Source organism: Devosia equisanguinis (assembly GCF_900631955.1).
GTDB lineage: Bacteria > Pseudomonadota > Alphaproteobacteria > Rhizobiales > Devosiaceae > Devosia > Devosia equisanguinis.
The window spans coordinates 139,042-159,225 of the sequence record NZ_UZWD01000022.1 but is presented as its reverse complement, the minus strand read 5'-3'; the positions used below and the strand labels follow the sequence as shown (position 1 = coordinate 159,225).

General features: G+C 62.7%; 24 protein-coding genes. 17 read left to right on the top strand and 7 right to left on the bottom strand.

Annotation, left to right across the window (positions count from 1 at the left end; all coding sequences use genetic code 11):
• Positions 1-16: 16 nt before the first annotated feature.
• Both DEVEQU_RS07600 and DEVEQU_RS07595 read right to left on the bottom strand, forming a co-directional pair.
• Positions 17-1,501, bottom strand: coding sequence for a sigma-54-dependent transcriptional regulator (locus DEVEQU_RS07600; protein ID WP_126149975.1), 1,485 nt, complete (start codon positions 1,499-1,501; stop codon positions 17-19).
• 197 nt (positions 1,502-1,698) lie between these two features.
• On the bottom strand, positions 1,699-1,875 hold the full coding sequence (locus tag DEVEQU_RS07595; protein WP_126149974.1) for a YdcH family protein: 177 nt from the start codon (positions 1,873-1,875) through the stop codon (positions 1,699-1,701).
• Between the two features lie 160 nt (positions 1,876-2,035).
• Between DEVEQU_RS07595 and DEVEQU_RS07590 the strand changes: the two genes are divergently transcribed.
• The 3 genes from DEVEQU_RS07590 to DEVEQU_RS07580 all read left to right on the top strand — a co-directional run bounded on the left by DEVEQU_RS07590 (position 2,036) and on the right by DEVEQU_RS07580 (position 3,900).
• Positions 2,036-2,242 carry a YdcH family protein gene (locus DEVEQU_RS07590; RefSeq protein WP_164550311.1) on the top strand — a complete coding sequence of 69 codons (207 nt, stop codon included), beginning with the start codon at positions 2,036-2,038 and terminating at the stop codon, positions 2,240-2,242.
• A 73-nt stretch (positions 2,243-2,315) separates the two neighbouring features.
• Positions 2,316-2,807 carry a 5-(carboxyamino)imidazole ribonucleotide mutase gene (gene purE / locus DEVEQU_RS07585; protein ID WP_126149972.1) on the top strand — a complete coding sequence of 164 codons (492 nt, stop codon included), beginning with the start codon at positions 2,316-2,318 and terminating at the stop codon, positions 2,805-2,807.
• A 4-nt stretch (positions 2,808-2,811) separates the two neighbouring features.
• Positions 2,812-3,900, top strand: a complete 1,089-nt coding sequence (locus DEVEQU_RS07580) for a 5-(carboxyamino)imidazole ribonucleotide synthase (protein ID WP_223214141.1) — start codon at positions 2,812-2,814, stop codon at positions 3,898-3,900.
• Between the two features lie 23 nt (positions 3,901-3,923).
• Here DEVEQU_RS07580 and DEVEQU_RS07575 read toward each other — a convergent pair whose 3' ends face one another.
• On the bottom strand, positions 3,924-4,721 hold the full coding sequence (locus DEVEQU_RS07575; protein ID WP_126149970.1) for a siderophore ferric iron reductase: 798 nt from the start codon (positions 4,719-4,721) through the stop codon (positions 3,924-3,926).
• A gap of 183 nt (positions 4,722-4,904) precedes the next feature.
• Between DEVEQU_RS07575 and DEVEQU_RS07570 the strand changes: the two genes are divergently transcribed.
• The 13 genes from DEVEQU_RS07570 (at position 4,905) to DEVEQU_RS07510 (ending at position 16,265) form a co-directional block, all read left to right on the top strand.
• Positions 4,905-5,333 carry a TadE/TadG family type IV pilus assembly protein gene (locus tag DEVEQU_RS07570; RefSeq protein WP_223214140.1) on the top strand — a complete coding sequence of 143 codons (429 nt, stop codon included), beginning with the start codon at positions 4,905-4,907 and terminating at the stop codon, positions 5,331-5,333.
• Positions 5,330-6,970 carry a TadG family pilus assembly protein gene (locus DEVEQU_RS07565; RefSeq protein ID WP_126149969.1) on the top strand — a complete coding sequence of 547 codons (1,641 nt, stop codon included), beginning with the start codon at positions 5,330-5,332 and terminating at the stop codon, positions 6,968-6,970. The genes DEVEQU_RS07570 and DEVEQU_RS07565 overlap by 4 nt, the downstream gene beginning before the upstream one ends.
• A gap of 74 nt (positions 6,971-7,044) precedes the next feature.
• On the top strand, positions 7,045-7,425 hold the full coding sequence (locus DEVEQU_RS07560; protein WP_126149968.1) for a GntR family transcriptional regulator: 381 nt from the start codon (positions 7,045-7,047) through the stop codon (positions 7,423-7,425).
• Complete coding sequence (locus DEVEQU_RS07555; protein WP_126149967.1) at positions 7,422-8,321, top strand: ABC transporter ATP-binding protein; 900 nt, start codon at positions 7,422-7,424, stop codon at positions 8,319-8,321. The genes DEVEQU_RS07560 and DEVEQU_RS07555 overlap by 4 nt, the downstream gene beginning before the upstream one ends.
• Positions 8,318-9,208: a hypothetical protein gene (locus tag DEVEQU_RS07550; protein ID WP_126149966.1), complete on the top strand. Its 891-nt coding sequence runs from the start codon at positions 8,318-8,320 to the stop codon at positions 9,206-9,208. Before DEVEQU_RS07555 ends, DEVEQU_RS07550 begins: the two co-directional genes overlap by 4 nt.
• Before the next feature lie 66 nt (positions 9,209-9,274).
• Positions 9,275-9,862, top strand: a complete 588-nt coding sequence (locus tag DEVEQU_RS07545) for an NAD(P)H-dependent oxidoreductase (protein WP_223214146.1) — start codon at positions 9,275-9,277, stop codon at positions 9,860-9,862.
• A gap of 124 nt (positions 9,863-9,986) precedes the next feature.
• Complete coding sequence (locus tag DEVEQU_RS07540) at positions 9,987-10,877, top strand: metal ABC transporter substrate-binding protein (RefSeq protein WP_126149964.1); 891 nt, start codon at positions 9,987-9,989, stop codon at positions 10,875-10,877.
• On the top strand, positions 10,874-11,743 hold the full coding sequence (locus DEVEQU_RS07535) for a manganese/iron ABC transporter ATP-binding protein (RefSeq protein WP_126149963.1): 870 nt from the start codon (positions 10,874-10,876) through the stop codon (positions 11,741-11,743). The genes DEVEQU_RS07540 and DEVEQU_RS07535 overlap by 4 nt, the downstream gene beginning before the upstream one ends.
• The gene (locus DEVEQU_RS07530) at positions 11,740-12,591 is read left to right on the top strand and encodes a metal ABC transporter permease (RefSeq protein WP_126149962.1); all 852 of its coding nucleotides are present in this window, start codon (positions 11,740-11,742) and stop codon (positions 12,589-12,591) included. The genes DEVEQU_RS07535 and DEVEQU_RS07530 overlap by 4 nt, the downstream gene beginning before the upstream one ends.
• A complete protein-coding gene (locus DEVEQU_RS07525) occupies positions 12,588-13,421 on the top strand; it encodes a metal ABC transporter permease (protein ID WP_386849558.1) in 834 nt (277 codons plus the stop codon). Before DEVEQU_RS07530 ends, DEVEQU_RS07525 begins: the two co-directional genes overlap by 4 nt.
• Before the next feature lie 160 nt (positions 13,422-13,581).
• Positions 13,582-14,643 carry a PhoH family protein gene (locus tag DEVEQU_RS07520; RefSeq protein WP_223214139.1) on the top strand — a complete coding sequence of 354 codons (1,062 nt, stop codon included), beginning with the start codon at positions 13,582-13,584 and terminating at the stop codon, positions 14,641-14,643.
• Between the two features lie 11 nt (positions 14,644-14,654).
• Complete coding sequence (gene ybeY / locus DEVEQU_RS07515) at positions 14,655-15,131, top strand: rRNA maturation RNase YbeY (RefSeq protein WP_126149959.1); 477 nt, start codon at positions 14,655-14,657, stop codon at positions 15,129-15,131.
• Positions 15,132-15,329: 198 nt separating this feature from the next.
• Positions 15,330-16,265, top strand: coding sequence for a hemolysin family protein (locus DEVEQU_RS07510; protein WP_164550306.1), 936 nt, complete (start codon positions 15,330-15,332; stop codon positions 16,263-16,265).
• A gap of 15 nt (positions 16,266-16,280) precedes the next feature.
• Here the strand turns inward: DEVEQU_RS07510 and DEVEQU_RS07505 are convergent, their stop codons facing one another.
• On the bottom strand, positions 16,281-16,973 hold the full coding sequence (locus DEVEQU_RS07505; protein ID WP_126149957.1) for an alpha/beta fold hydrolase: 693 nt from the start codon (positions 16,971-16,973) through the stop codon (positions 16,281-16,283).
• Positions 16,974-17,184: 211 nt separating this feature from the next.
• Here DEVEQU_RS07505 and rpsU point away from each other — a divergent pair, with 211 nt between their 5' ends.
• Entirely contained in the window at positions 17,185-17,415 is a 231-nt protein-coding gene (gene rpsU / locus DEVEQU_RS07500; protein WP_086470604.1) for a 30S ribosomal protein S21, read from the top strand.
• A gap of 54 nt (positions 17,416-17,469) precedes the next feature.
• Here the strand turns inward: rpsU and DEVEQU_RS07495 are convergent, their stop codons facing one another.
• The 3 genes from DEVEQU_RS07495 to DEVEQU_RS07485 are packed head-to-tail and all read right to left on the bottom strand — an operon-like array spanning position 17,470 to position 20,177.
• Positions 17,470-18,651 carry a multidrug effflux MFS transporter gene (locus DEVEQU_RS07495; RefSeq protein ID WP_126149956.1) on the bottom strand — a complete coding sequence of 394 codons (1,182 nt, stop codon included), beginning with the start codon at positions 18,649-18,651 and terminating at the stop codon, positions 17,470-17,472.
• A 20-nt stretch (positions 18,652-18,671) separates the two neighbouring features.
• Positions 18,672-19,481 carry an alpha/beta hydrolase gene (locus DEVEQU_RS07490; RefSeq protein ID WP_126149955.1) on the bottom strand — a complete coding sequence of 270 codons (810 nt, stop codon included), beginning with the start codon at positions 19,479-19,481 and terminating at the stop codon, positions 18,672-18,674.
• Positions 19,482-19,538: 57 nt separating this feature from the next.
• Positions 19,539-20,177 carry a DsbA family oxidoreductase gene (locus DEVEQU_RS07485; protein WP_126149954.1) on the bottom strand — a complete coding sequence of 213 codons (639 nt, stop codon included), beginning with the start codon at positions 20,175-20,177 and terminating at the stop codon, positions 19,539-19,541.
• Between the last annotated feature and the right edge of the window lie 7 nt (positions 20,178-20,184).

Sequence of the window (20,184 nt, the reverse complement as noted above, 5' to 3'; positions counted from 1 at the left end):
TTGCAACAGTGCATCGTCACGCTGCGTCGTTGATCAGCCCTTCTGCCAGGCCATATTCGTGCAGCTTGCGATAAAGCGTCGAGCGGCCAATGCCGAGAGCCCTGGCGACGCGCGACATGCGCCCACCATGATGGTCGATGGCAAAGGCGATGGCGGCGCGCTCGATCTCGGCCAGAGCGCGCAATTCGCCGCTGGCGGCGAGGAAGCGATCAGGGGCCGGCTCGGAGATGATTTCGACGCGCTGGCGGGGCAGGACCGCGTCGATGTGAATGGGGGCGGCTGGCGCAGGGCTCTGTTCGACGGCCCGCAGCGCTTCCTCTCGCCCGGAGGACTGGGCGACGATCTGCGGAAAGTCCTGGCTTTCGAGGAAGGCGCCATCGGTGAGGACGATGGCGCGATATACCGCGTTTTCGAGCTGGCGAACATTGCCTGGCCAGTCATAGGCCTGCAGCAGGTCCATGGCTGCAGGGGACGTCCCGAGCACGCGCTTGCCGGCCTCGGCGGAGAAGCGGGCGATGAAATGAGCGACCAGTGCCGGCAGATCCTCCCGGCGTTCGCGCAGCGGCGGGACATAGATGGGGAAGACGTTGAGGCGATAGAACAGGTCTTCGCGGAATTCGCCGGATTTGGCCAGGTTCAACAAGCGCCGGTTGGTGGCCGAGATGACGCGGACATTGACGCGCTCGGGGCGGCTGGCGCCCACCGGCTCGATCTCGCCCTCCTGCAGGGCTCGCAGCAACTTGACCTGGGTTTCGAGCGGCAGTTCGCCGACTTCATCGAGGAAGAGCGTGCCGCCATGGGCTTCGGCGAATTTGCCGGCCTGGTCGGCGACGGCGCCGGTAAAGGCCCCCTTCTTATGGCCAAAGAGCAAGGACTCGACGAGATTGGGCGGAATGGCACCGCAATTGACGGTGACGAAGGGTTTGCCAGCACGTTCGCCGGTGCCTTGGATGATGCGGGCGATCAATTCCTTGCCGACGCCGGTTTCGCCCTCGATCAGCACCGGAATGGTGCTCTTGGCGGCCTTGGCGCACAGGGTCAGCACACGCGCCATGGCAGGGGCGGCGGCGATCATGTCGGCCTGGGTGAAGGTGCCGCTGCGGCGGGCGCGTTCGGAGCGGATGGCGGCTTCGAGTGCGTCGAGTTTGAGGGCATTACGCAGCGAAATGACCAGACGCTCGGGGGAGACCGGCTTGACGAAATAATCCGCCGCGCCCTGGCGCATGGCCGAGATGACGGTTTCGAGCGAGGCATTGGCGGTCTGGATGATGACGGGGGTGGTAAGCCCCTCCTTGCGCATGGTTTCCATGACGCCCATGCCATCGATATCGGGCATGACCAGATCGAGGATCATGACCCCGACGCCGCGGTCTTCACGCAGGATGGACAGGGCCTGTTCGCCCCCGGTGGCGGTGATCGGCTTGAAGCCGGCCCTATTGGCGACCTCGGCGGTCAGGCGCAACTGCACCGGATCGTCATCGACAACAAGAACCCGCGTCATACATACCCCGAAAACTGGCGACCAAAGGAAGGGCACGAATCGTCTGTGCCGTTTTGGGATGACGATGCCGGATGGGGCTTAAGAGGGTGTTAATCCTGCATTATTTGTGAAGCAGGTTGCTGTGGCGGGTGGCCATGAAAAAGGGCCCCGACTTGCGTCGTGACCCTCCAGAGTCGAACTGTTTATGTCTCGAAACCCTATTGCCGGGTCATGCCCTGGAGCTTGGAAAGTTCGTCCTTCACTTCCAGCTTCTTGCGCTTGAGCGCAGAAACCATCAGGTCGTCGACCGGAAGATGCTGCATTTCGGACTGGATCCGCTGGTCCAGTTCATGGTGCCGTCGCTCCAGTGCAGCTATGTGGCCTTCAGTCGTCATAGTAACTCCTTTCAGCGTGTTGGACGGGGGTATCGTCACAAATATTTCATGCTTTGTCGACGCCCATCGGGTGACCACGGGAAATCAGATGCAAAACAGTCCGTGATCGGTTAACCAAGCATGTATCTGGGGCCCTTCGATCCGGTTTTCAATGCTCAGTCTGACCAAGGAACAGGAAGCCCAACTGGGGCTGGAACTGGCCACAAAACGCCAGGAACACTCGGATCTCGACGCCGCTATCCACACTTTGACGCAGTCGCAATTTGCCGATCGCATGCTGATCCAGCGGCTGAAAAAGCGGAAGCTGACGCTTAAGGACCGCATCGTCCAACTCGAGAATTTACTGCTCCCGGACATCATCGCCTGAGCCCGTTCCGCCTTGAGTTGTGGCAAGAATTGGGCTAATTGCGCGCTTTGAGGAGCGGCACGGGGGAATCGCCATGCTCAAGCCACCGGTCGCCATCGTGATGGGCAGCCAATCGGATTGGCCCACAATGCGGCTTGCCGCCGAGACCCTCGAAAATCTCGAAGTCGAATATGAGGCGCGCATCGTTTCGGCGCATCGCACGCCCGAGCGCATGGTGGATTTTGCCACTCATGCCAAGGCCGAAGGGATCAAGGTCATCATTGCCGGTGCCGGCGGCGCGGCACACCTGCCAGGCATGATCGCGGCGATGACGACGCTGCCGGTATTCGGCGTGCCGGTGCGGTCCAAGGCGCTCAGCGGGCTCGACAGCCTTTATTCCATCGTGCAGATGCCCGGCGGCATTCCGGTGGGCACGCTGGCCATCGGTGAGCCGGGTGCGATCAACGCGGCGCTGCTGGCTGCGGCCGTGCTGGCGCTCAATGACGACGACCTGGCCGATCGCCTCGAAGCCCATCGCGCCCGCCAGACCGAATCCGTGCCGCAGTTTCCGTCCGATATCGAGTAGTCCATTGTCCCAAGACTTCGCATCCCTTCCTCCCGGCTCCACCATCGGCATTCTGGGCGGGGGGCAGCTTGGGCGCATGCTGGCGCTGGCGGCGGCCAAGCTGGGACTGAAAAGCCATATCTATTGCCCCGATCCGCAAAGCCCGGCATTCGAAGTGACGCCACACAAGACCGTCGCTGCCTATGATGATGTCGAGGCGCTCAAGGCCTTTGCGGCTGAAGTCGATGTCGTCACCTACGAGTTCGAGAACGTGCCGGCGGCGACGGCCGAAGTGCTGGCGGGGCTGAAGCCGCTACGGCCCGGCGCCAATGCGCTGGCGATTTCCCAGGATCGGCTGGCGGAAAAAAGCTTTCTGGCCTCCAAGAATATTCCGGTGGCGCCCTATCGCGCCGTGCACAGTCTCGATGACCTGCACCGGGCAATAAGCCAGCTCGGCCTGCCGGCAGTGCTCAAGACCACGCGGCTCGGCTATGACGGCAAGGGGCAGCGGGTGTTGCGCGAGCCGGGCGACGCCGAGGCGGCTTTCAACGAGTTGATGCCCCATCCCCTGGTGCTCGAAGGCTTCGTGCCGTTCGAAAAGGAAATCTCGGTGGTGGTGGCGCGCGGGCTCGACGGCACCGTACGCGCCTTCGATGCCGCCGAGAATGTGCATCGACACCATATTCTCTACACCTCCACCGTGCCGGCCGATGTGCCGCCGGGCGTCGAAAAGCACGCCGCCATGTTGGCCAAGGTCATCGTGGTGGCGCTCGATTATGTCGGGGTGCTGGGGGTCGAATTTTTCGTGGTGCCCGGCGAGCGGGTGACGCTGATGGTCAACGAGATCGCGCCGCGCGTGCACAATTCCGGACACTGGACGGAGGCCGTATGCCTCACCGATCAGTTCGAGCAGCATATTCGCGCCATTGCCGGCTGGCCGCTGGGCGATCCGCGCCGCATGGCGGATGTAATGATGCAGAACCTGGTCGGGGACGAGGTCGATATCGTGCCGGGCGGCATCGATGGCGATACCCAGCCACATCTTTATGGCAAGGCCGAAGCAAGACCGGGGCGCAAGATGGGGCATATCAACCGCATTACGCGGGGCGCTTAGGGCGACCGCCCGAAGCGGGTGGCTCAGGAGGCGGCGTCCAGCTCGGCGATGGCGTCGCGGCGTTGGCGGTCGAGCCGGAGCGTGTCGTCCTGCTTGGGGCAGGAGGCACAATAGGTGCCGGGAAAGGCTAGATAGTCGAGGCAGCAGCCCTTGCGGGCCGAGATCAGCACCTGACGCCCGTCGTGCAGGTCGAGCACTTCGAGATCGCCCTGGCCGGTCAGACCCATGGCCTCGAGCCACAGGCGACAGAGCCTGTGCTGTTCGGCGATGGAAAGGCCGGGCTGGAACTTGCCGAGCCGCAGCCCGATGCCCAGCATGCGGTCGGTGAGAAGGCGCAGCGCCGGCACGCGCTTGAGCTTGGTCACCGTGTTGATTTCGGCCAACACCTGGTCGGCCATGATGCGCAGATCGGCGCCGGCGCGGCGGATCAGGCTTTCGAGATCGGCTGAATATTGCGGGCCGGGCGGCAGGCGGAAGCCATTGATGTCATTGCCGGAGGTTTTCTGCGCCATGCGGGACAGTTCCGGTACGGCACCGTGGGCATGGACCGCAATGGCGGCGAGATAAGCCGGTTGCCACATGAGGTTGGTCCAGAGACGCACCGCGTAAAAGGGTTGGCCGGCATGGGGATAGGTCTGTTCGAGCCGTGCATAAAAAGTGCGGAGCAGGGCGGTGTTGTCCTGGCCCAGCACATGCCAGCCCGGCAGGGGGCCGCCTGGTGCGCCTGACATGAAGCCGGTGACCGACGCCGCCGTCGCCAGGAGGCGCGTCAGGGCAACATCCTCCTGATGAACGGCAAAGAGATAGTTGCGAGCAGTCACGGCGCGCTTCCTCGCGAAGAACGGCACTGTCCTAACCGCTTTATGTGGAGAAAGAAAGTCACCTTCCAAACTTGCACTCCGCAGCTTTCCTATCAGGACTGCGTGTAGCTACGCAGAAGGAGGGTAAGACCATGGTCGCCGGGTCGGGCGGAGACTGACGTCGACAGACTCCGGAGAGGTGTCATGCGACGGCGCGGCAGCACAATGCTGGACGATACGCGCGGGGCGGCGGTTATCGAATTCGCCATCCTGACGCCAGTCTTCCTGCTGCTGATGACCGGCATGCTGGCCTATGCCATCTATTTCGGCACCGCTCATGCGCTGCAGCAATTGGCTGCCGATGCGGTGCGGGTCAGCCTGGCCGGCCTCACGTCTCAGGAAAGCCGCGACCTCGTCGAAGCCTATATCCGCAACAATGCGTCCTCATACATGCTGATCGATGAGCGCCGTCTGGTGCGCACGGTTTCCGCCATCGGCAATGACGGGGTGCAGATGCGGCTGGTGCTGCGCTACGACGCCTCTGCCCTGCCGATCTGGAACCTATATCCACCGCTGCCGCTGCCTGACGACGAGATCGTGACGGCGACCACAATCCGTCGGAGCGTGCTGTGACTATCCGGCGCTTCTGGGCGGACCAGCGGGGCAATTTCGCCTTGCTGTTTGCTATGGCTTTCGTCGTATCGATCGGCGCGGCGGCAGTCGCGGTCGACTCGGCCTCGCTTTATTACGAGCGACGGGCGGTCCAAGCCAGCGTCGATCTGGCGGCGATGACCGCGGCCGGCAATCCGGCGGAGGCGCAGCGGCTTGCTCAATTGGTGATGGTTGATGCTGGGATGCTGCCGGCCGATAGCCGCGCCGGACTGAGCGTGGTGACGGGCCGCTACCTCGCCGATGTGCATCGGCCGATCGAGCAGCGTTTTACCCCCGGCGCTACGCCCATAAATGCCGTGCAGGTGTCGTTCGAAAAGCCCGGTACGCTCTATTTCGGGCGCGCTTTCACCACCTCGCCGCAGATTGCCGCTACGGCGCTGGCAGCCTTTACGCCGGAAGTGTCGTTCGCTTTGGGGACGCGGCTGGCCAGTCTCAATCAGGGCGTGGCCAATGGGCTGCTCAGCGCGCTTTTGGGCACCAATGTGTCGCTGAGTGTGATGGATTACAATGCGCTGGCCGGGGCGCGGGTCGACGCTCTCCGCTTTTTGGGTGCGCTGGGGCAGCAGCTCGATATCGAGGCCGGCTCTTATGTCGATGTGCTCAATATGCGGGCGCGGTCGGGGCAGATCGCAGCGGCCCTTGCCGATATCACCACCGGACCGGTGCATCAGGTTCTCAATGTTCTCTCCAATGGCGGACGCGGAACGGAAGTGCCGGTCGGAAAAATTCTCGATATGGGCATTTTGGGCAGCCGCGAACTGGGTGGCGGCTCCAGCGCCGGCGTTTCGCTATCCGCCCTGGAGGTTCTGATGGCGGCGGCGCGCCTGTCCGACGGGCAAAAGCAGGTCGGGCTCAATCTGGGCGCCAATGTGCCCAACCTGACATCGTTGCGGCTCGACCTGGCGATCGGCGAGGTGCCGCAGGGCAGCGGCTGGGCGCGGGTGGGGGAGCGCGGGGCGACGGTGCGCAGTTCGCAGTTGCGGCTCAAAATTGTGGCGCAACTGCTCGGGGGCGCGGTGCTGCTCAATGCCGGCGTCAGGGTGCCCATCCTGCTGGAGGTGGCCCATGCCGAGGCGCAGGTATCAGCCATTGCCTGCCCGACCGCCGACAATCGCAACGGCTCGGCGGTGATCGCGGTGCGGCCGGGCGTGCTCAAACTGACGCTGGGTGATGCCAGTGACGAGCAATTGCGCAATTTCGGTCAGCCGCTTTACCCGGCAAGGGCCAAGCTCATCGACGTGCTGCTGCTCAAGGTTTCAGGCGCGGCGCAGGTGGAGGTTGCCCAGACCGATAGTATCATGCTGAATTTTTCCTCCCAGGAGATCGGCGCCGGCGCCACCAAGACGGCACGCACCCGCACCATGGTGACGTCGCTGATGACCTCCCTCTTCAATTCGCTCGATCTGCGCATCGATGTGGGGCCGCTTCTGGTGCCGCTCACGCTGCTCGAAGGGGCGGTGCGTGCTCTGATTACCCCGCTGGGGCCGACGCTCGACATGACGCTGGCCGGGGTATTTTCAACATTGGGCCTGGGCTTGGGTGAGGCGGATGTGAAGGTGTTCGGGGTGCGTTGTACCGCCCCAGCCCTGGTCCGCTGAGCGCGGCGCAATCTGCCGCTTGTCAGTGCAAATTTAGTGTGCTAGATAACTAATACACTAGATAGGCAAGACACATGGATGATTTCAACGCCAGCCAGCCGATCTTCGTGCAGATCCGCCAACGGCTGATCGACATGATCCTGCGGCGGGCCGTGGCGGAAGGTGATCCCCTGCCATCGGTTCGCCAGATTGCAGCTGATCTGTCGGTCAATCCGTTGACGGTCACCAGGGCCTTTGAAGCCCTGGTCGAGATCGGGGTGGTCGAAAAACGCAGGGGGTTGGGGATGTTCGTTACCCAGGGCGCACGCGCCACATTGCTCGCACATGAACGCGAGAAATTTCTCAAACAGGACTGGCCGCGCATTGCGGCGCAGATCAGGGCATTGGAGCTGGACATGTCCAGCCTGCTGCAAGAACCACACGCCGAAACTCAGCCGGGGAATTCCCAGAAATGACCGACGCATCCCTTGCCCTTGAACCGATCGTCTCGGCCCGCGGGCTGAAGAAATCCTTCGGCCGCAAGCAGATCCTGCATGGGCTGGATTTCGACATTCCCGCCGGGCGCATCTATGGGCTGGTCGGCCATAATGGCGCCGGCAAGACCACGACCCTTAATGCCATGCTGGGCCTCACCAGCTATGAAGGCACCATCCGTGTGCTCGGCGAGGATCCGTTCCAGAAGCGCGCCAGGCTGATGGAGAACGTCGCCTTCATCTCCGACGTGGCCAGCCTGCCGCGGTTCCTCAGGGTTCGCGAGCTGTTTGCGCTGTTGAGCAATATCCATCCCAATTTCTCCACCGACAAGGCACGCCAGTTCCTCGAAGGCACCGATATCAAGCCGGAGATGAAAATCCGCACGCTCTCCAAGGGCATGGTGGCGCAGCTGCATCTGGCGGTGGTGATGGCGATCGATGCCAAGCTCTTGGTGCTGGACGAGCCGACGCTCGGCCTCGACATCACCTATCGCAAGCGCTTCTACCGGCGGCTGCTCGAAGACTACATGACCGAGGAGCGGACCCTGATCATCACCACTCACCAGGTGGACGAGATCGAGTTCATGCTGTCGGACATCATGTTCATCCGCGACGGCGACCTCATCCTGCATATGCAGATGGAAACGGTGAGCGAGAAATTCAGCCAGCTGGTGGTCGATACGCCCGAGCAGCAGCAGGTCGCACGGGCCCTGGGCCCGGTTTATGAGGAAACCCGTTTCGGGCAGACGGTGATGATTTTCGACGGCGTCGATCGGAGCCAACTCGAGCCCCTGGGGCGCGTGTCGACCCCGACTTTGTCCGATCTGTTCGTGGCGCTGATGCAGCGTCCGACCGCCAATCCGGAGACCGCCCGATGAAGGCTTTTTTCGCGCTCCTCCATCGTGAGTTCATCGAACATCGCGGCGCCTTCTTCATCGCCCCGCTGGTGCTGGTGGTCGTTGTCTTCGCCCTGACGGTGCTCGCCTTCAGCGTCGATCGGCTCGACACCCGGTTTTCCGGGCAGCTGTTGACCGTGGTGCCCACCTGGGTGTTCGAGGCCGGCTTTGCCGGGCTGGCGACGGCCTGGATCCTTTATCTGGGCTTCGTGCTGTTCTTTTATTGCGCCGACGGTTTTGCCGCCGACAAGCGCAACAATGCCATGCTGTTCTGGAAATCCATGCCGGTCAGCGATTTCCGCATTCTTCTGTCCAAGCTGGTGGCATCGATCACGATCCTGCCCGGCGCGGTCTATGTCGTCGCCATGGTCAGCATCCTGCTGATGTTCGGCGTCGCCTATGTCACCACCATGCTGGCCGGGCTCGGAAGCGGCAGCCTGTTGGGCAGCATTATCGGCATCTATGGGCAGATGAGCGTGGTCTTCCTTGTGGTGCTCGTCTGTGCGCTGCTCTGGTATCTGCCCTATATGGCGCTGGTCGGAGCCATGGCGACCGCCGTGGGGCGCTGGGCCATTCCCGTCGCCATCCTGTTGCCGTCGCTGGTCTCGGCACTGGAATGGGTGACGCTGGGCGGGCGGCATCCCTTTGCTACCGCGACCTGGGCATTTCTCGACTACCGCTCGCGGCTGCCGGTTGCCACCGACTATATCGAGCGCGTGTTCGACGGCGCCGAAACCCTTGATAGCTGGGTATTCATGACCAGCTTCCTGCGGAGTTTCGACTGGCTGCAGGTAGGGATCGGCGCGGTATTCGCCCTCGTCGTGCTCTATATCGCCTCCGAATACCGGCGTCGCGCAGCAGCCAATTGACCGCGGGCCCGACAGCCCTCATCTTCCCCGGGCCCGATCGTGGCCTGGGGGAGTTCTGGTTTGCGTGTGCATCTGGTGTCGTGCCATCCGGTATCGACAAGTCTATGTGCCCAGTTGGCGGCACATGCCGAGGCCGAGCTGGTGCTCAACGGCCATGAGGTGGATCGCCTCGATCTCTATGAAGCCGGCTTTTCGCCCGTTCTTACGGCTGAAGAGCGTGCGGGCTATTATGGCACGCCGGCGCCGGGCAGTGATATCGTGCCATTGCAGATGCGGCTGATGTCCACGGAGCACCTGGTTCTGGTCTTTCCCACCTGGTGGTTCAGCGTTCCGGCGGCGCTGAAGGGCTGGCTGGATCGAGTGTGGTCGCCAGGGATCGCCTTTTCCCAGGGCACCCCAATCGTGCCGCTGCTCACCAATCTACGCAGTGTCACCGTGATCACGACGCTGGGATCGCCCTGGTGGTTCGATCGCGTCATCATGCGCAGCCCGGTGCGTCACATGCTCAAGCTGGGTGTGATCGATGCCTGCGCGCCGCGCGCCAGCTTTACCATGCTGAGCCTGCATTCGGCTGAGACGGCCTCCGCGTCGCAGGTGAAAAAGTTCATGGGCAAGATCGGCCATGCGCTAGGGCGGGTGGTGCGCAAGGGATAGAGCCGGCGCGGCCGCCGTCTTGGCCTCAAGGCGCGATATGAGGTTCTTGCAAATCATTCGCATTCCTATTGCAAATGATTTGCAGAAGCACTAGCTTCATCGTCAGTTCACAGCGGAGTTGACGATGCGCCGACGTTCCTTTGCCGCGCTGCTCATGACTTTGCCTCTTGCGCTCACCGGCGCAGCACAGGCGGGGGAGCGGATCAAGGCGGTGACCAGTTTCACCATTCTGGCCGACATGGCGCAAAACGTCGCCGGGGACGTCGCCGATGTGGTGTCCATCACCAAGCCGGGTGCCGAAATCCACAATTACCAGCCGACGCCGGGCGATCTCGTCGCGGCGCAGGACGCAGACTTGGTGCTGTGGAACGGCCTCAATCTGGAACAGTGGTTCGCCCAGTTCCTCGACAATCTGCCCGACGTGCCCAATGCGGTCCTGACCGACGGGATCACGCCCATCGGAATCGGGGAGGGGCCCTATGAGGGCAAGCCGAACCCGCATGCCTGGATGTCGCCCTCCGATGCACTGATCTATGTCGAGAATATCCGCGCCGCCTTTGCCAGCGTCGATCCCGATAATGCCGATATTTATGCTGCCAATGCCGCCGCCTATTCGGCCGAGATTGCCGCGACTGTCGCACCTATGCATGAGGCGCTGGCGGCCGTGCCCGAGGCCGAGCGCTGGCTTTTGACCTCGGAAGGTGCGTTCTCCTACCTAGCGCGCGATTTCGGGCTCAAGGAGCTCTATCTCTGGCCGATCAATGCCGACCAGCAGGGCACGCCACGCCAGGTGCGGCAGGTCATCGATGCGGTGCGCGAAAACGCCATTCCGGTGATCTTTTCGGAATCCACCATTTCCTCCAAGCCGGCCGAGCAGGTGGCGCGGGAAACCGGCATCAAATATGGCGGCGTGCTCTACGTGGATTCCCTGTCCGATCCAGACGGCCCGGTGCCGACCTATCTCGACCTGTTGCGGGTTACCACCAGCACTATCGTGACGGGGTTGACGCAGTGACCCACGCTCCCGGCATCGCTGTCACCGACATTACCGTCGCCTATCGCAATGGCACGGTACCGCTGCGCCATGCCAGCTTCACTGCGCCACGTGGCTCGATCACCGCGCTGGTGGGTGTCAACGGCGCCGGAAAGTCCACAATTTTCAAGGCGATCATGGGCTTCGTGCCCCTGGCCTCGGGTGAAATTTTCATTCTCGGGCAGGACGGCAGAAAGGCGCAGCGGCAGAACAAGGTCGCCTATGTGCCGCAATCCGAGGAGGTCGACTGGAATTTCCCGGTGCTGGTCGAGGATGTGGTGATGATGGGCCGCTTCGGCCACATGAACCTTTTTCGCGTGCCGCGCGCCATCGACCGGGAAAAGGTCGCGGCAGCGCTGGCGCGCGTCAATATGAGCGATTTCGCCAAGCGGCAGATCGGGGAGCTCTCTGGCGGGCAGAAGAAGCGCGTGTTCCTCGCCCGTGCCCTGGCGCAGGAGGGTGAGGTAATCCTGCTCGACGAGCCGTTTACCGGCGTCGACGTCAAGACCGAGGATGCGATCATCGCGCTGCTGCGGGCACTGCGCGACGAGGGCAAGGTCATTTTGGTCTCGACCCATAACCTCGGCTCGGTGCCCGAATTCTGCGACCGCACCGTGCTGGTCAAGGGCACGGTTCTGGCCCATGGGCCGACTGCGGAAGTGTTTACCCGCGACAGGTTGGAAGAGGCGTTCGGCGGGGTGCTGCGCCATTTCGTGCTGTCGGGGCCGGGCCTGCATGACGATGACGACCCGCGCCATCTCTCTGTGCTGACCGATGATGAGCGGCCGCTGGTGCTCTATGGCGAGAGTGGTCGGCAGACCCATCAGCAATCGGGCGGCGAACAATGATCGATCTGCTGCTCGAGCCGTTTTCCTATCACTACATGGTCAATGCCATGTGGGTGTCGGCGCTGGTGGGCGGGGTTTGCGCCTTTCTCTCCGCCTATCTCATGCTCAAGGGCTGGTCGCTGATCGGCGACGCGCTTTCCCATTCCATCGTGCCTGGCGTGGCCGGCGCCTATATGCTGGGCCTGCCCTTTTCCATCGGCGCATTCTTTTCGGGCGGGTTGGCCGCGGCGGCGATGCTGTTTCTGTCGCAGCGCACCAAACTGCGTGAAGATGCGGTGATCGGGCTGATCTTTTCCGGCTTTTTCGGGCTCGGCCTGTTCATGGTCTCGGTCTCGCCGCTGCCGATCAATGTGCAGACCATCGTGCTCGGCAATATCCTCGCCATCACCCCGGAAGACACGCTGCAACTGGTGCTGATCTCGGTGGTGACGCTGGCGGTGATGCTGGTGATCTGGAAGGATCTTATGGTCACCTTTTTCGACGAAAGCCATGCCCGCTCCATCGGCATCAAGACCGATTGGCTGAAGGCCATCTTCTTCACGCTGCTGGCGGCGGCTACAGTCGCAGCCATGCAGACGGTGGGCGCATTCCTTGTGATCGCCATGGTGGTGACACCCGGCGCCACGGCCTATCTGATGGCCGACCGCTTCTCCCGTCTCATCGTCATTGCCGTTACCGTCGGCGTGCTGTCCTGCCTTGTCGGGGCCTATCTCAGCTATTTCCTCGATGGGGCGACCGGTGGAGTCATCGTGGTGCTGCAGACGCTGGTGTTTCTTTCAGCATTCCTTTTTGCCCCCAAGCATGGGCTGCTGGCCGCCCGCCGCCGCATTGCCCGGGAGGTACGCTGATGGAATGGTATGAGATGGCCCTGTGGCCGTTCCAATTGCCCTTCATGGTGCAGGCGATGATCATCGCCGTGCTGGTGGCGGTGCCGACGGCGCTACTGTCCTGCTTCCTCGTGCTCAAGGGCTGGTCGCTGATGGGCGACGCCATTTCCCATGCGGTGCTGCCGGGGGTGGTGATCGCCTATATCGTCGGCCTGCCGCTTGGTGTCGGTGCGTTTGCGGCGGGCATGGTCTGCGCCTTGTCGGTCGGCTATCTCAAGGAAAACAGCCGGGTCAAGGAAGACACCATAATGGGCGTGGTGTTTTCGGGGCTCTTCGGGCTTGGGATCGTGCTCTACACCGCCATCCGCACCGATGTGCATCTCGACCACATTCTTTTCGGCAATATGCTGGGCGTCGGGCAGGATGATCTGGTGACGGCCGGGCTTATCGCGCTGGTGGTCGGGATGGTGGTGGCGGCCAAGTGGCGCGACCTCATGCTCTTCATCTTCGATCCGCAACAGGCCGGCGCCATCGGACTGCCGGTGCGGATGCTGCATTATGGGCTTTTGGCGCTGATTTCGCTGACCATTGTGGGCGCCTTGCAGGCGGTAGGGATCGTCCTGGTCATTGCGCTGCTGATCGCGCCGGGAGCCATCGCTTTTCTGGTCACCAAGCGGTTCGGCGTCATGCTGCTGGTGGCCATGGCGATTTCGGTGGGATGCGGTCTCCTGGGCGTCTATCTCAGTTTCTTCCTCGACAGCGCGCCCGCACCGACCATCGTGCTGCTGATGATCGGCTGCTTCCTCGTCGCCTTCCTGGCCACCCAGCGGCGCCAGGTGGCCGCGGTGTGAACCGACACGCTATTGTCACTGGATTGCGACAGCTTGGGCTCGCAAAGGCAGCCTGCGTAAAATTGCTAGAGACAGGCAACGCGAATAGGCCTAGCCTCGTTGATGTTCATGCGGCGCAGCCCGCGCCGCCCTTCGGAGCCACACCAGTTTGAGCAGGCATTTGCCACCGACCGCAGACAACGCCCTCGCATCGCAACTCGAACTCGCCTTTGAAGACAATCGCCTGGCTGCCCAGCTCTATGGCGATTTCGACCAGAACCTCGCCTTGATAGAACAGCGCCTTGCCGTGTCGGCCACGCCGCGCGGCAATCATGTGTTGCTCAAGGGCGCGGCTTCCAAGGTCGATCAGGCGCGACGCGTGCTGGAATCGCTTTACACCAATCTCGAGGAAGGCCGCAGCGTCGATATCGCCGATGTCGATGCGGTGATCCGCATGATCGAGACAGAGGACAGCCAGTTGACGCTGCCGACCCTCGAGCGCAAGGGCAAGGTGCGCATGGCCCAGATCGCCACGCGCAAATCCACCATCGTCGCGCGCACGCCGGCGCAGGACGCCTATATGCGCGCCATGGAGCGGAGCGAGCTGGTCTTCGGTGTCGGCCCCGCCGGTACCGGCAAGACCTATCTGGCGGTGGCGCATGCCGCATCGCTGCTCGAGCGTGGCGACATCAATCGCATCATCCTGTCCCGCCCGGCCGTCGAAGCCGGTGAGCGTCTGGGCTTTCTGCCCGGCGACATGAAGGAAAAGGTCGATCCTTACCTGCGCCCGCTCTATGACGCGCTTTATGACATGATGAAGCCCGAAAATGTCGAGCGCTGCATCACTTCGGGCATTATCGAAGTGGCCCCGCTCGCCTTCATGCGTGGCCGGACCCTCGCCAATGCCGTGGTCATTCTTGACGAAGCGCAGAACACCACATCGATGCAGATGAAGATGTTCCTGACCCGCCTGGGCGAGAACTCCAAGATGATCGTCACGGGCGACCCCACTCAGGTGGACCTGCCGCGTGGCGAGAAATCGGGTCTGGTGGAAGCGGTCAATCTGCTCGACGGCGTCGAGGGCGTGCATATTTCACGCTTCAACGACAAGGACGTGGTGCGCCATGCGCTTGTCGGGCGCATCGTGCGGGCCTATGAAGCCGATACCGCGCGCCGCCTCGCCGAAAAGGAAGGCGACAAGGATGGTCTGGCGCGGACATTGGGCACGTTGCCCCGGAGCTGAACCGCACATCCATGCCTGCCTTGCCCCCGCTTGAGATCGCCGTCATCCGCAATGCGGAGGGCTGGCCGGACCATTTCGATGCCCTTGCCGAAAAGGCGGTGCTGGCGGCTCTCGCCGGCGCCAAGGCGAAGGTCAAGGGCGCTGCCGAGATTTCCGTGCTGCTCACCGACGATGCCGAGCAGCGCGAGCTCAATGGTCAATGGCGCGGCAAGGATGCGTCCACCAATGTGTTAAGTTTCCCGCAGATCGAGCCCTTCGGGCCGGTCATGGGCATTCTGGGCGACATCACGCTGGCGCGAGAAACACTTGAGCGAGAGGCACTTGACCTCGGCAAGAGCCTTGATGACCATTTCACCCACCTAATGGTGCATGGATTTCTGCACATTCTGGGTTATAATCACATCGTGGAAGACGAGGCCCTTCAAATGGAGGGACTCGAAACCCAGATATTGGCGGGGCTGGGGATAGACGATCCCTATGCCGATTGAAAAAACCGCCTGGAACCTCTGATCTTCAGAGGCATTTTCGTCCAAAGGACACCAAGAGCCGCACTTGCGCGGCGCGAGATGATGACCGACAGCGACAGTAACAAGGCCCCCTGGGTGGCCGAAAACCCTGAACCTCCCTCTAGTCCCGCCTCCGCCGTGTCGCGGGGGCCGAGCCTGTGGAACCGCATCAAAGGGCTGATGGCCCTGAGAACGGTTTCCCTGCGCGACGATCTGCAGGTGGCGCTGGAAGAAACCGGCAGCGCCGAGACCGCGAATTTCACCGAGAGTGAACGCATCATCCTGCAAAACGTGCTGAAGCTGGCCAAGGTGTCGGTCGACGACGTCATGGTAGAGCGCAGCGATATGCATGCGGTTTCCATCGACATCAACCTTGGGACATTGCTGGCCAAATTCAAGCAGGTCGGCCATTCACGCCTGCCGGTCTATGAAGATGGCCTCGATGACATCAAGGGCTTCATTCACATCAAGGATGCACTGTCCCGCATCACTGAAGCGGTGAACGATCCTGAAAAGGATGTGCCGGTCAAACTGCTCTCGGCTGCGCTCAGGCAAAAAATCGGCAAATTGGGCATCATGCGCACGGCGATGTTCGTGCCTACCTTCATGCCGGCTTCGGACCTGCTGCAGTCGATGCGCGCCGGTCGCACTCATATGGCCATCGTTGTCGACGAATATGGTGGCACGGATGGCCTCGTGACCATTGAGGACCTGCTCGAGGCGGTCGTTGGCGAGATCGAGGACGAGCACGACGAGGCCGAGGTGGCGCTGATCCGCAAGGTCGGCAAGGACACCTATATCGCCAATGCCCGTGCTGAACTCGATGACGTGCGCGCCCTGGTGGGGCCGGATTTCGACCCTGGCGCCTTTGGCGATGCGGTGGACACCATTGGTGGTCTGGTTTTCGACCTGGCCGGGCATGTCCCCAAGCGCGGCGAGCGGGTAACGGGTCTCGAGAGTCTCGATGGCTTCGAGTTCGAGATTCTTGCCGCAGACAGCCGCCGCATCAAGCGCCTGCGCATTCGTCGCAGGAGCGCGGAGACGCCGGCAGAGCCGGGCGAGCCGCTGGCCATCACCGACCAGCGCAGCGAAGAACAGAAGCAGGCGGCCGAATAGGCCGCCTTTTTTACCTCAGCGCCGTAGCCAGTCGCGGACTGCACTGGCTACCGCCGCAGGATTCTCGATCGTCGGGATATGGCCAGCATCTGGGAAGACCACCAGTTCAGCCCCGGGAATCGCCGCCGCCATCTCTTGGGACAGCGGCAGGGGAATGAGCTGGTCCTCGGCGCCGACGCCCACTAGGGTGGGCACGGCGATGTCTTTGAGAAAGGGCCGGGAATCGATGCGGCCCATGATGGCGGTCTGCTGGCGGTAATAGGTTTCGGGGGTGACACGCATGGTCATCTCATGCACGGCCTCGGCGATCGGGGTATCGAGATGGCGGGGAGCAAGCAGGCCTGGCAGGCCCATGCGCGACACCAGCGCCGATTTGCCAGCTGCTACCAGCGCCATTTCCGCCCGGCGGGCCACTTTGCGTTCGTCGCTGTCGGGTCGGGCATTGGTGTCGAGAAGTGCCAGGTGGGTGACCCGGTCGGGCGCCTGCCGCATGATTTCGAGTACGACATAGCCCCCCATGGACAGGCCCGCGAGCGCAAAGCGCGGCGGCGCGGCGGCGAGCACACGGCTGGCCATGGCCGCGATGGAATCGTCGCGCGACACATCCGCCACCATGGCAGCGGTTCCGGCATCGATGCGGCCAATGAGCGGGGCGTAGAGATAGCTATCGCAGCGCAGGCCAGGAATGAGAAGCAGGGGCTGATACATGGCGAACTCCGCAAAGCAGTCCCAGAGGGGTAGCGGGAGCCGCGAAAGCCCGCAAGAGCCTGCAATTTTCCGTATCGTCAGTGTGGACACGAGGCCCGGTTTGAGCTATAGAGCCCGCCACGATGACCGGCTCTGCTGGTCGGCGGGGGCACCACTAGGTGCCTTTGCTATGTTCACCAGTTTGCAAAAGCTTTGAAAGGGCGGTTGACCTTTGCAAGTAGTCGTTCGCGATAACAATGTTGACCAGGCGCTGCGCGCGCTCAAGAAGAAGCTGCAGCGCGAAGGCGTCTTCCGCGAGATGAAGCTGCGCAACTATTACGAGAAGCCCTCTGAAAAGAAGGCTCGCCAGAAGGCCGAGGCCGTTCGTCGCGCCCGCAAGCTGGCTCGTAAGCGCGCACAGCGCGAAGGCGGCATTGTGGCTGCACCGGGTCGCCCGAGCTAAGCTGCTCAGGGCTCTGCCGAAGAATTTGAACGCCGTCCTTTGGGGCGGCGTTTTTTATTGCCGCTTGCGCCGCCGCCGGTCGATAAGCGCTACCGCGATGGCGAGAATGGCGACGATGGGCATCTGGATAACAAGGGCCGTATGCGCATCTGGAAACAGGGTGCCGGCGGTGAGCGAGCCGAGAAAGCCGCCACCGACCTGGAAGAAACCGGTCAGCGCACCCGCCGCGCCGGCCATGCCGCCGAACCCGGCCATGGCTGCCGCCGTGGCGCTGGGGCTGATGAAGGCAATGCCGACCATCCAGATGCCGACCGGGACCATCACCGCCAGAACCGATTGCGGATAGAGCGCCGGCAGGGTGGCGAAGGCCAGCCCGCTGACGCCCATAAGCACCAGTGCCACCGTCATCAATCGCGTGCCGCCGAGGCGGGTCGAGAGTGCGCCCACCAGCAGGTTGCCGGCAATGAAGGAACCGGTCTGCACCAGCATCGCCATGGCGAACTGGAACGGGGTGAGGCCCAGTCCGTCGATAAGCACGAAGGGCAAAAGCGCAGTGAAGCCGTGGAAGCCGGAAAAGGTAAGGCAAAGCAGGAGCGAGGGAATGAGGAAATCCGGTGCGCTGAGAAGCGTCCGGTAATTGCCGAGGATGACGCCGGGCCGGAAGGGAATGCGTGCCTCGGGAGGCAGCGTTTCCCGCGCGCCGGTGCCCAGCAGGGCGAGAATGGCGAGACCGAACCCTGCCATAACCAGGAACAGATAATGCCAGGAGCCGCCAAGGAGAATGACGCTGCCCAGGGTCGGCGCCACGGCCGGGGTCACGGTCAGGATCAAGTTGATCATGGTGAGGATGCGAATGGCTTCGCTGCCGACGAACTGATCGCGCACCATGGCGCGCGACAGGGCGACGCCGGCGGACACGCCGAAGCCCTGGATGAAGCGGCCGATGAACAGCACTTCAAGCGACGGCGCGGCCATGCAAACCAGGCTTCCGAGCACATAGATGGCAAAGAAGGCGATGCCGACGCTACGCCGGCCAAAGCGATCCGACAGCGGGCCGCAGATCAACTGCGCCAGCGCAAAGGCGGCGAAATAGACCGTCAGCGTCAGCTTGACCCCGGCATCGGTGGTGCCGAGATCACCGACGATGGTGGGCAGGGCCGGCGCGTAAAGGGTGAGGCTCAGCGGGCCGGTGGCCACCATCAGGCCGCCGATAATGGCGGTGCGGCGGGCGGACATGCCCACCGGTCTTGATATGGTCACGGTGTCATAACGCTTTCGAAGAAGGGCCTTGCCTTGTCCCAGATACCAGCGGCCCAGAGGTCGGAATGGCCGACGCCCGGAACGATCCAGAGTTCATAAGGGTTTGGCGCCAGGGCGTAGAGGCGTTCGCCATTGGAAACGTCGATTGTGGTATCGGCGGTGCCATGACCGACAAAGACCGGCTCGGCGACGTCCTTGATCCATACATCGCTGCGAAACTGATCCTGCATCACCCAGTAGACGGGAAGATAGGGATAGCGCTCGGCGGCCACCCCGACGGCGGAAAGAAAGGGCGTTTCGAGCAACAGGGCCTTGGCGTCGCGCTGGCTGGCGACATAGGTGGCGGGGCCGGACCCGATCGAACGGCCCCAGATGACGAGCGGGTCGCCCTTGGCAGCCGCCCAGTCATAGGCGGTTATGGCATCGGCAAGGATATTGTCCTCGGTGATCTGGCCGGGCGAGGCCGGGAAGCCGCGATAGTCGAAGGCGATAAAGCCGTAGCCGGCCGCGACGAACGCTTCGTAGCGCTCATGCTCTTCGCCGAAGCTCTTGGAATTGCCCTTGTAGTAGACGATCACCGGCAAGCCCGGACGGGGCGCCTGATACCAGCCGTGGATGACGCCGTCGCCCGACGGCAGCGCTATATCTTCGGCGCCGCTCAGTGCGGTGTCGGCGAGCGGAATGACCGGGCCGGTGGCGGCGTATTGCAGGGCGCGCTGGTTGACATACATGTAACCGACGACGCCGGCATAGGCGATGGCCACCAGGGCGATGATGGCGATCAGGAGACGGCGCAGCAGCTTCACGTGACGACCTCGATGCGACTCTGTTCGCACCAGCCTATACCAGCCTGGACGCCGGTGTCAGAGTTCGGAAATGGTCTTTTCGAGCGCCTGGGCAAAGACTTCGTCCGGCTGGGCGCCGGAAAGGGCGTATTTCTCGCCGAAAACAAAGAAGGGAACGCCGCGGATGCCTTGCTGGGCGGCGCTGGTGGCCAATTGCGCGGTGATGGATAGCTCGTTCTCGTCATTGATGGCGTCGAGCGCGTCGCCGCGATCCCAGCCATATTGCACGGCGATATCGGCGAGGACGTTGTCGTCGTTGATCTGGCGATGCTCGAGGAAATAGGCATCGGCAATGGCGTTGGCCAACTCGTGCTGATTGCCATTGGGCTTGGACAGCCTGGTGATGGTGTGAGCCTTGGCCGTGTTGAACATGCGCGGCTGCTGGGACAGGTCGAGATCGATGCCGGCCTTCTTGGCCTCGCCCTCGACGCGTGCCCACATTTCCTTGGGGTCGCGACCGTACTTTTCCTGGAGCATCTGACCGACATCGACGCCTTCGGGCGGCACTGTGGGGTCAAGATAGAAGGGGTGGTTGGTCACCTCCACCTCGACATCGTCGGGCAAGGCAGCAATGGCCTGGTCGAGACGCGCTGAACCGACGAGGCACCATGGGCAGACCACGTCGGTGAACACGTCGATCTTGAGCAGCTTGGCCATGAGAAGA